Annotated in this window: 1 protein-coding gene; it reads left to right on the forward strand. The window is 65.5% G+C overall.

The annotated features are described in order from the left end of the window. Positions 1-1,074 (forward strand): IS3 family transposase gene (locus RMCB_RS34220; protein WP_234792352.1). Its coding sequence is split into 2 segments (ribosomal slippage), with 1,075 coding nucleotides annotated over them: positions 1-241 and positions 241-1,074; the frame shifts between segments, so codons are not numbered across the junction. This gene is flagged as partial in the annotation.

Consider the following 1,074-nt stretch of genomic DNA (forward strand, 5'->3'; position numbering starts at 1 on the left):
GCGGAGGACATCGTGCGCAAGCTGCGCCGTGCCGATGAGCTGGCTGCCGAGGGCAAGACCGGTGAGGAGATTGCTGCCGAGCTGGAGGTGTCGCCGGCCACGCTGTACAACTGGCGCCGCGGCTACGGCGGGATGGACACCGACGCGGCCAAGGAGCTCAAGGAGCTGCGCGAGCAGAACGCCCGCCTCAAGCGGCTGTTGGCCGAAGCCGAGCTGGAGAAGGACGCCTTGCGGGAGGTCGCGAAGGGAAAATTCTGAGCCCAGCTGCCAAGCGCCGCGCCGTGGACATGCTCAAAGACGTACTGAGCATGTCGGAGCGGTTGGCGTGCAAGGTCGTTGGGCTGGCCCGCTCCACCTACCGCCGCCACCCGCAAGCACAGACACCCGATGATCCAGACGCCCAGCTGAGGGCCTGGTTGCGCGCGTACGCCACGAAGAACCCGTGTCATGGGTTCCGGCGAGCGTGGGCGGCGTTGCGCTACGACGAAGGCCGCCAGGTCAACAAGAAGAAGATCGGCCGGCTCTGGCGTGAGGAGGGCCTGCAGGTGCGGGTCCGCAGCCCACGCAAGCGGGCCGGAATCTCGTCGGTGGCGCCGGTGGTGGCCGACGCGCCGAAGGTGGTGTGGGCGATCGATTTCCAGTTCGACTCCACCGTCGATGGCAAGGCCATCAAGATTGCCTCGATGGTCGACGAGCACACCCGCGAGTCACTGCTGAACGTCGTGGAGCGCTCCATCACCGGCGATCGGCTCGTCGACGAGCTCAACAAGGTGTTCGCCGCTACCGGTGGACCACCGGAAGTGCTGCGGCTCGACAACGGGCCTGAAATGATTTCTCAAGCGCTGCAACAGTTCTGCGACGGACAGCTCGGTCTGTCCTACATCCCGCCGGGCACGCCGTGGAACAACGGTTTCATCGAATCATTCAACAACCGCCTACGGAAGGAGTGCCTCAACCGCAACCACTGGAACAGCCTGCTGGAGGCCCGCGTGGTCATCGGCGACTTCAAACACGAACACAACACCCGCCACCGCCACTCGGCCCTGGGCTACCAGACGCCGGCCGAGTACGCTG

Origin of the sequence: Mycolicibacterium brisbanense (genome assembly GCF_001570425.1) — a bacterium.
Lineage (GTDB): Bacteria > Actinomycetota > Actinomycetes > Mycobacteriales > Mycobacteriaceae > Mycobacterium > Mycobacterium brisbanense.